The 8162-nt window shown below is 70.0% G+C and carries 7 protein-coding genes and 1 pseudogene; 5 read left to right on the forward strand and 3 right to left on the reverse strand.

Annotated features, from left to right (window positions below):
- On the forward strand, nt 1-772 hold a 772-nt coding region (locus VED21_RS22575), incomplete at its 5' end, for an ATP-binding cassette domain-containing protein (RefSeq protein WP_324886259.1).
- A 348-nt stretch (nt 773-1120) separates the two neighbouring features.
- Here VED21_RS22575 and VED21_RS22580 read toward each other — a convergent pair.
- Nucleotides 1121-2302, reverse strand: coding sequence for a pyridoxal phosphate-dependent aminotransferase (locus VED21_RS22580; protein WP_324886261.1), 1182 nt, complete (start codon nt 2300-2302; stop codon nt 1121-1123).
- A gap of 289 nt (nt 2303-2591) precedes the next feature.
- Between VED21_RS22580 and VED21_RS22585 the strand changes: the two genes are divergently transcribed.
- On the forward strand, nt 2592-2891 hold the full coding sequence (locus VED21_RS22585; protein ID WP_324886263.1) for a hypothetical protein: 300 nt from the start codon (nt 2592-2594) through the stop codon (nt 2889-2891).
- A 706-nt stretch (nt 2892-3597) separates the two neighbouring features.
- Here VED21_RS22585 and VED21_RS22590 read toward each other — a convergent pair.
- Nucleotides 3598-5013, reverse strand: a complete 1416-nt coding sequence (locus VED21_RS22590; RefSeq protein WP_324886265.1) for a gamma-glutamyltransferase — start codon at nt 5011-5013, stop codon at nt 3598-3600.
- Here VED21_RS22590 and VED21_RS22595 point away from each other — a divergent pair.
- The 3 genes from VED21_RS22595 (at nt 5012) to VED21_RS22605 (ending at nt 7797) form a co-directional block, all read left to right on the forward strand.
- Nucleotides 5012-6331 (forward strand): M48 family metalloprotease, encoded by a 1320-nt coding sequence (locus VED21_RS22595; protein ID WP_324886267.1) that lies wholly within the window; start codon nt 5012-5014, stop codon nt 6329-6331. The two genes, VED21_RS22590 and VED21_RS22595, sit on opposite strands and share 2 nt — an antisense overlap.
- Before the next feature lie 78 nt (nt 6332-6409).
- Nucleotides 6410-7156, forward strand: coding sequence for a DsbA family protein (locus VED21_RS22600; RefSeq protein ID WP_324886269.1), 747 nt, complete (start codon nt 6410-6412; stop codon nt 7154-7156).
- A 38-nt stretch (nt 7157-7194) separates the two neighbouring features.
- A complete protein-coding gene (locus VED21_RS22605) occupies nt 7195-7797 on the forward strand; it encodes an HAD family phosphatase (protein ID WP_324886271.1) in 603 nt (200 codons plus the stop codon).
- 75 nt (nt 7798-7872) lie between these two features.
- Here VED21_RS22605 and VED21_RS22610 read toward each other — a convergent pair.
- Nucleotides 7873-8162 (reverse strand): annotated as a pseudogene (locus VED21_RS22610) (hypothetical protein); the annotation flags it as partial.

Here is an 8162-nt window from a genome sequence, read left to right on the forward strand (position 1 = left end):
GCTGCCCAGCCCCGCCAAGGGGGCGCTGGCGTTCGAGGGCGTGCGCTTCCATTACCCCTCGCGCCCCGACGACGCGGCGCTGGAGGACTTCACGCTGGACGTGGCGCCGGGCGAGACGGTGGCGCTGGTCGGCCCGTCGGGGGCGGGCAAGACCACGGTGTTCCAGATGCTGCTGCGCTTCTACGACCCGCAGGCCGGCACGATCCGGCTGGACGGGGTGGACGTGCGGGCCGCCGACCCGGCGGACGTGCGGCGGCGCATCGGCCTCGTCTCCCAGGACCCGGTGATCTTCTCCGCCGACGCGTGGGAGAACATCCGCTACGGCCGGCCCGACGCCAGCGACGCCGAGGTGCGCGCCGCGGCGGACGCCGCCCACGCGCTGGAGTTCCTGGAGGCGCTGCCGCAGGGACTGTCCACCTTCCTGGGCGAGAAGGGGGTGCGCCTGTCCGGCGGCCAGCGCCAGCGCATCGCCATTGCGCGGGCCATCCTGCGCGACCCGCCCGTCCTGTTGCTGGACGAGGCGACCTCGGCCCTGGACGCCGAGAGCGAGCGGATGGTGCAGGACGCGCTGGAAAAGCTGATGAAGCAGCGAACCACGCTGATCATCGCGCACCGCCTGGCGACCGTGCTGAACGCGGACCGCATCGCGGTGATGGAGCGCGGCCGGATCGTCGCCTCCGGCCGGCACGCCGACCTCGTGGCCCAGGGCGGTCTCTACGCCCGGCTGGCGGCGCTGCAGTTCGACCGCGCGGACGAGCGGGCGGCCGGGTAGGGGCGGCGCGAGGGGGCAAATGCAACCGGATGCAACACGATGCAACACATTTCCGGGAGTGTTGCATTCGGGGGCGGATGTTACGGGATGATACGGCGCGATACGCTTTCGGATGGGTGTATCGTTCGGCCGACGGGTTCATGGTGCGGCTGCAGCCTTTGCCCCCTCCCTAACCCTCCCCCGCCATGGGCGGTGGAGGGGACTGCCGCCGCAAGCCGATGAACCCTCCACCTCGAAGAGGGGGAGGGTGGCTGAGCGTCAGCGAAGCCGGGAGGGGGCAATGAGGCCGCAGAGCGCCCATCGTCCACCCCCATCATGCCCGTTCTATAGGAATAATGTCAACTCGCCCTACCGCCGCCACGCGATCAGGCGGCGGGCGGCCTCGGCGATGGTGTCCTCCGAGCCGGCGAAGCTGAAGCGCATGAAGCGGCGGCCGCGGGCGGGGTCGAAGTCGATGCCGGGGGTGGCGGCGATGCCGGTGTCGGCCAGCAGTTGCTTGCAGTACGCCTCCGAATCGTCGGTCATGGCCGACACGTCGGCGTAGATGTAAAAGGCGCCGTCGGCGGGCGCCAGCCGGTCGAATCCGGCCTTGGGCAGCTCGCGCAGCAGCAGTTCGCGGTTGCGGGCGTAGCGGGCGACGTGGCCGTCCAGCTCCGCCGTGCAGTCGAAGGCGGCGAGGCCGGCGTGCTGCGCCAGCGTCGGGGCCGAGATGAACAGGTTCTGCGCCAGGCATTCGACGGAGCGCAGCAACTCGTCCGGCACCACCATCCAGCCCAGGCGCCAGCCGGTCATCGAGAAGTACTTGGAGAAGCTGTTGACGACCAGCGCGCGCTCGTTCACCTCGGCGGCGGTCACCGCCTCCGGGCCGTAGGTGAGGCCGTGGTAGATCTCGTCCGACACCAGCCGCACGCCGTTGGCGTCGCACCAGTCCGACAGGGCGGTCAGTTCGGCCCGGCTGAGCATCGTGCCGGTGGGGTTGGCCGGGCTGGCGACGATCAGGCCCTGGATCGGCTTGCCCAGGTTCTCCAGCATCGCAACGGTGGGCTGGAAGCCGGTCTCCGGCCCGGCCTCGATCTCCACCGGCTCGACGCCGATGGCGGTCAGCGTGTGGCGGTAGGCGGGATAGCTGGGCGAGGCCATGGCGACCCGGTCGCCCGGATCGAAGGCGGCCAGGAAGCCCAGCTGGAAGGCACCCGAGGAGCCCATGGTGGCGACCACGCGCCGCGCCGGCACCTCGACGCCGTAGCGCGTGCGGTACCAGTCGGCGATGGCCTGCCGCAGCGCCGGGATGCCCAGCGCCTCCGTATAGCCGAGCTTGTCGGCGACAAGGGCCTTCTGCGCCGCCTCGATGGCCCCCTTGGGCGCCCCGGTCGAGGGCTGGCCCACCTCCAGGTGCAGCACCTCCAGCCCGGCGCGTTCGCGCTCGGCCGCGGCGCGCATGACCTCCATGACGAAGAACGGCGGGATCTGGCCGCGCAGGGAGACCTTGGGGGTGATGATGCTCTTGGAGGGCCGGGAAGGGGAGGACATGGGACAGGCCGGTTCGCGATGGTTCGGGAGGCGGCGAGCATAGCGCCGGGGGCGGCGGAGGGCTACCCCCGCGCCGAGTCGCGTGAGAAGCGTGGCGGCGGCTTCGTCGAAACGGCCTTCCTGTGAATGGCCATCCACAATTTGCACCCACGGCGGGAAACAGTCGTGCCGTGAATCACTGGATAGGCCGTTGAGTTATCGGGTGCGGCAATTTGGAGAAGTTGCCTTTGATTTGAAGAGAATTTCGTGGGAACAGTGTGTCGTCATCTCAAGCCAAGGAATTATTTGCATGCGTACGCTGAAAGTTGCCATCGTCGCCGCCTTCGCTCTGGTTTCGGTGCCGGCCCTGGCCTATGCCGACGATTTCGAGGCCCTGTGCACGGGCGTCGACAAGTCGCCGGAGACCGCCAAGTCGTGCAAGTGCGCGTCGGGCAAGATCACCGGCGCCGACCGCACCGCCGCCCTGGAGGCGATGAAGGCCGTGAACGCCGCCATGGCGAGCGGCAAGGCCGAAGACGCCGCCGCCGCGACCTCCAAGCACGCCAAGGGCGTGGAGATCGTCATGACGGCGCAGGCGACCTGCATGTAACGCGCAAGCGTTGCGGGAAAGAAGAACGCGCCGCGGGCTCAGGTCCGCGGCGCGTTTTTTGTTTCAGGGGACGTAGGTTGGCGCCAAGCTTGCGGATGCTGTGTGCTCAACCTACAGAGCCTGCTTGATGGCGATCCCGGCGATGAAATCTTTCGCAAGAGAAAACGTCATGGCCGGGCCCAGTCCCGGCCATCCATGTTCCTTGGATTGGTCGGGGTGCGTGAATGCCCGGGATTGGGCCCGGGCATGACGTATTCCTGAAAAATGGACTAAGAGCCGTTAAGTGGGCTCTCAGGTTTTACCTGACCGCTGCCTGCCTGCACTGAAATCTCGTCATAAGCCCGAATTCGTCTTCGGGCTTGATCGAATCCATGACGACTGGAATTTTATTGCGGCAGTGTCGCTCGGCGACAGCCAATGAGGCCTTCGCAAAGCGATCTCGCCACTCCCAAGGGTCGGGCGAAAAAACAACTCCCGTGTAAAGCGCCCTGGTTTCCAGTCCATCTGGCTCTCGAGGTATCGATTGAACCGATATCGCGTAGCTATCGATGGTGATGGAAGCCGAAGGCAGATCGCGCCACTTGGATTGGCATGCTGATAGAGTCACAAGTACCATAAGCAGGGCGGCTAGCCTCATGCTGTGCTCCATTGCATGCAAAGCCTGTTGCGCAAGAGCGCGCCCGCCTTTCACGGGCGCGCCCCACCCTCACCTGGGAATGTCCAGCGAGTGCGCCACGCCCCGCCCGCGCGGGTCGGCGACGGCTTGGCAGCCTTTCAGCTCGTTCGACGGGTCCAGGCGGCAGCCGATGATGTCGGCGCGGCCGGGGGCGGTCGGCGGGGTGGCGGCCAGGACGTCGGAGGGCAGGCGGTCGCTGTCGATCACCGGCAGCAGCGCGCCGAACAGCGCCGCCGCCGCCGCGGCTGGGCCGTCGCCGCCCTTGGCGGTGCCGACCGACGACAGGATCGTGCGGCCGACGATGCTGTTGCTGATCACCGCCGGGGCGCCGAAGCCGGCGCTCTGCACGCCCAGGGCGGTCAGCAGGCCGGTGCCGGGCACCATGCGGCCGGTGCCGAAGGGCGCGCCCATGGTGAGCGCGCAGGCCACCGCGTTCTCGCTGCCGTCCATCGCCGCCACGCCGGCCGCCGGGGCCTCGGCGGCGCCCGTGGAGGGGAGGGCGGCCAGGGCGCGCTGCACGCGCTGCGCGTCGGGGGCGGCCATGCCGGCGCTCCAGGCGGCGGCCAGCGCCTTGCCCGACGGCTGTTCGGGCAGGTCGGGGAAGTGCAGGGCGTAGCTGCCCATGGGGACGGACGCGGTGCCGCCCCAGCGCGGCTGCCGGGCGCGCAACGACGCCGTGTCGGTGCCCACCGCCGTGGCCAGCGCGTCGCCCGTGTTGCCGCCGTACAGCGCGCCGAAGCCGTTGAGGCGGATGCGGCCGAGCAGGGCGGCAAGCTCCGGCTGGGACAGGGGCGATCCTTCGGCCAGGGGGCGGCCGTCGGGCTGGAAGATCCGGCGGGAGTCGGCGTCGGTCAGGCGGGTGGCGTTGGCGGCCAGATCCTCGGCGAAGGCGCGGCTGATGCCGGGGTTGTTGGCGGCCAGAACCTCGGCCGGGACCACCACCTGCTCCCACCGGAAGGCGCCGGTGGTGGCCTGGAGCGCCGCCATGGCGCGCAGCAGGCCGGGGGCCGCCGGGGCGATGGGGCGGGCGGTGCGCGGCAGGAAGTCCAGCGTGCGGGTTTCCTTCCGGCCCGCGTCGAACACCACGCACACGCCGCCGCCGGCCAGGCCGACTCGCGAGGGCAGGGTGACGCTCATGGTCAGCGCCATGGCGGCGACCGCGTCGGCGGCGGTGCCGCCGCCGTCAAGGATCTCGCGGCCGACCTGGGCGGCGCGCGGCTCGTCGGCCACGGCGTAGGCCTGGAGCGGCGCGTTGGTCTTGTACTTGGTGTTGACGCAGGCCGGCAGGACCAGCGCCGCTATCGCAATCGCGCCCCATTGATGCCAAAGTTTGGGGTGCCACATTCTGGGGCGCCAGATGTGGCGGATGGGGGCGGAGCGTCCCTGCGGATCGCCGGAGGTCGGAAAGGTGCGCAAGCCGAGCAGGCTCGTTTCAATCGTCGCCATGGTCGCTGTGTCGTTCCTGTCGTGGACGGCGCCGGCCGGCGCCCAGCGCCGTGAGATGCAACTCCTCAGCGACGCGGAGACGGAACATACCATCCGCACCATGGCGCGGCCAATCTTCCAGGCGGCCGGCATCGACGCGGAATCGGTCAACATCGTGCTGGTCAACGACCGCACGCTGAACGCCTTCGTGGCCGGCGGGCAGAACATCTTCATCCACACCGGCCTGCTGTTGCAGACCGACGCCGCGCAGCTGCTGGGCGTCGTCGCGCACGAGACGGGGCACATCGCCGGCGGCCATCTGGTGCGCGGCAGCGACGCCATGGAGACCGCCTTCCTGTCGTCGCTGGTGGGCATGGGCATCGGCATCATCGGCGGCATCGCGTCGCGCAACGCAGGCGCCGGCATGGCCGGCATGATGCTGGGCCAGCACATGGCGGAGCGGAACTTCCTGTCCTTCTCGCGCGGGCAGGAATCCTCGGCCGACCAGGCCGGCCTGTCGTACATGGAGCGCGCCGGGGTGTCCGCCTCCGGCCTCTTGACCTTCCTGGACAAGCTGGGGGCGGAGGAGCCGCTGACCACCGACCGCGAGGCGGCGTACGCCCGCACCCACCCCCTGACCCGCGAGCGGCTGGACAGCGTGCGCAGCTTCGTCGAGCGGTCGCGCAACACCGGGCGCGCCCTGCCGGCCGACGTGGTCGAGCATTACCAGCGCATCCAGGCCAAGCTGTACGCGTACCTGGAGCCGCAGGGGGCGCTGAACCGCTACCGCGCCGACGACCAGTCCATCGTGGCGCGGTACGGGCGGGCGTACGCGTACTTCCGCCGGGGGGAGGTGATGCGGGCACTGCCCCTGGTCGACGGGCTGATCCAGCAGGAGCCGAAGAACGGCTTCTTCCACGAGTTGAAGGGCGACCTGATGCTGCAGAACGGCCGCGCGCCCGACGCCGTGGCGCCGTACCGCAAGGCCATCGAGCTGGCGCCCGATTCCGCCCCCATCCGCGTGTCGCTGGCGCACGCGCTGCTGGAGCAGAACAACGCCAAGGTGGCGGACGAGGCGATCCGCAACCTGCAGGTGGCGGCGAAGACCCAGCAGGGGCAGTCCACCTTCCTGTGGCGGCTGATGGCGCAGGCCTACGCGCTGAAGGGCAACGACGGGATGGTCGCCTATGCCTCCGCCGAGGAGGCGTTCGCGCGCGGCGACGTGCCGGTGGCGCGGTTCCAGGCGGAGCGGGCGGAGCGTCTGCTGCCCGCCGGCTCCCCCGGCTGGCTGCGCGCGCAGGACATCCGCGGGCAGGTGGATAAGCCGCGCAAACCGTGATCCTCACGCCTTCGTGGCTTGCCTGGGGCCGGTTGTGCCGCCATGGTAGCCGCTCGCGCTTTACCGGAGACAGATGTGATGACCCGCTTCCGCCCGCTGCTGCTGACCGCCGCCCTGGCCCTGACCGCTTTGGCCCCCGTCGCGCAGGCGCAGACGCCCGCCTTCAACGACATGCAGCGCCGCGCCATCGAGGAGGTCGTGCGGGACTATCTGGTCAAGCATCCCGAGGTCATCATGGAGGCCATCGAGGAGCTGCAGAAGCGCGAGCGCGCCGAGACGGCCGAGCGGCAGAAGACGGCGCTGTCCGGCAACAAGCAGAAGATCTTCCAGGACCCGGCCTCGCCAGTGGGCGGCAATCCGCAGGGCGATGTGACGGTGGTGGAGTTCTTCGACTACCAGTGCGGCTACTGCAAGGCGGTGACAGGCGACGTTGCCACGCTGCTGAAGACGGACGGCAAGGTCCGCTTCGTCTACAAGGAATTCCCCATTCTGGGGCCGGCGTCGGTGACCGCCGCCAAGGCGGCGCTGGCCGCCCGCGCCCAGGGCAAGTACGAGGCGCTGCACAACGCCCTGATGGCCAACAAGGGCCAGCTGGACGACGCCAAGATCTTCCAGATCGCCGCCGGCGCAGGCCTGGACGTGGACAAGCTGAAGAAGGACATGGCGACGCCGGACGTGGAGCAGGCCATCGGCGCCAACCACGCGCTCGCCGAGGCGCTGGGCATCCGCGGCACGCCGGCCTTCGTGGTGGGCAACGAACTGGTGCCCGGCGCCATCAAGCTGGACGAGATGAAGAAGCTCGTCGCGCTGGCCCGCAAGGGGTGAGCGGGGCCGTGGCTGAATGTGACGTGAAGGCCATGCCTGTGAAGGCCGTTGTCTTCGACGTCGGCGGCGTGCTCGTCGACTGGGATCCCCGGCACCTCTACCGCCCGTACTTCGACGGGCACGAGGCGCTGATGGAGCACTTCCTGGAGAACGTCTGCACGCCCGCCTGGAACGTGGAGCAGGACCGCGGCCGCCCGTGGGACGAGGCGACCGCACTGCTGACGGCCGAGTTCCCGGAGTGCAAGGAGCTGATCCGCGCCTACCGCGAGCGCTGGGAGGAGATGGTGCCGGACACCATCGCCGGCACCCCGGACATTGTGTGGGAGCTGAAGGAACGCGGAGTGCCGCTGTACCTGCTGACCAACTGCGCGGCCGACACGTTCGAGCTGATGCCGGCGCGGTTCGAGGTGTTCTCGGCGTTCGACGGCGCCGTGGTGTCGGGGGCCGAGGGGCTGCTGAAGCCGGACCCGGCGCTGTTCGGGCGGCTGCTGGAGCGTTTTGGCCTCGATCCGGCCACAACGCTGTTCATCGACGACGTCGCCGCCAACGTGGAGGCGGCGGAAGCGCTGGGCATGCGGACCCACCGGTTTGCGGGTGCGGCGGGGCTGCGCGGCGCGCTGGAGGGGATGGGGGTGCTGTAGGGGCAACCTGCGACGTACGATGCACAAAAGAAAAAGGCGCCCTTTCGGGCGCCTTTTCCTGTTTGCGGGCGGGCCTCAGCGGTTCCACCAGCCGCGCTTCGGCTTCTCGGGCGGCTGGTTCACCACCTCGGCCGTGCGGGCCGGCTGGTTCTCCTCGCCTTCCGGAGCGGGCTCCGCAGCTTGCTCCTCGGTGGCCGGGACGGCCTCCGGGGCGGCCAGCTCGGCCACGGCGACGGTCGCCGGCTCGCTCAGCGTCTCGGCCGGAGCCTCGGCGGGCTCGGCGGCCTTCTTGCGCGGGCGGGCGGGGCGCTTCTTCGGCTTGGCCTCCTCGGCGGCCGGAACCTCGGCCGGAGCCGGGGCCTCGG

It is taken from the genome of Azospirillum sp. (assembly GCF_035627195.1).
Classification (GTDB): Bacteria; Pseudomonadota; Alphaproteobacteria; order Azospirillales; family Azospirillaceae; genus Azospirillum.

Excerpts from the sequence above, each read along its gene's own strand:
- VED21_RS22580 (WP_324886261.1), bottom strand. The coding sequence starts at position 2,302 with ATGTCCTCCCCTTCCCGGCCCTCCAAGAGCATCATCACCCCCAAGGTC.
- VED21_RS22585 (WP_324886263.1), top strand. The coding sequence starts at position 2,592 with ATGCGTACGCTGAAAGTTGCCATCGTCGCCGCCTTCGCTCTGGTTTCG.
- VED21_RS22595 (WP_324886267.1), top strand. The coding sequence starts at position 5,012 with ATGGTCGCTGTGTCGTTCCTGTCGTGGACGGCGCCGGCCGGCGCCCAG.
- VED21_RS22590 (WP_324886265.1), bottom strand. The coding sequence starts at position 5,013 with ATGGCGACGATTGAAACGAGCCTGCTCGGCTTGCGCACCTTTCCGACC.
- VED21_RS22600 (WP_324886269.1), top strand. The coding sequence starts at position 6,410 with ATGACCCGCTTCCGCCCGCTGCTGCTGACCGCCGCCCTGGCCCTGACC.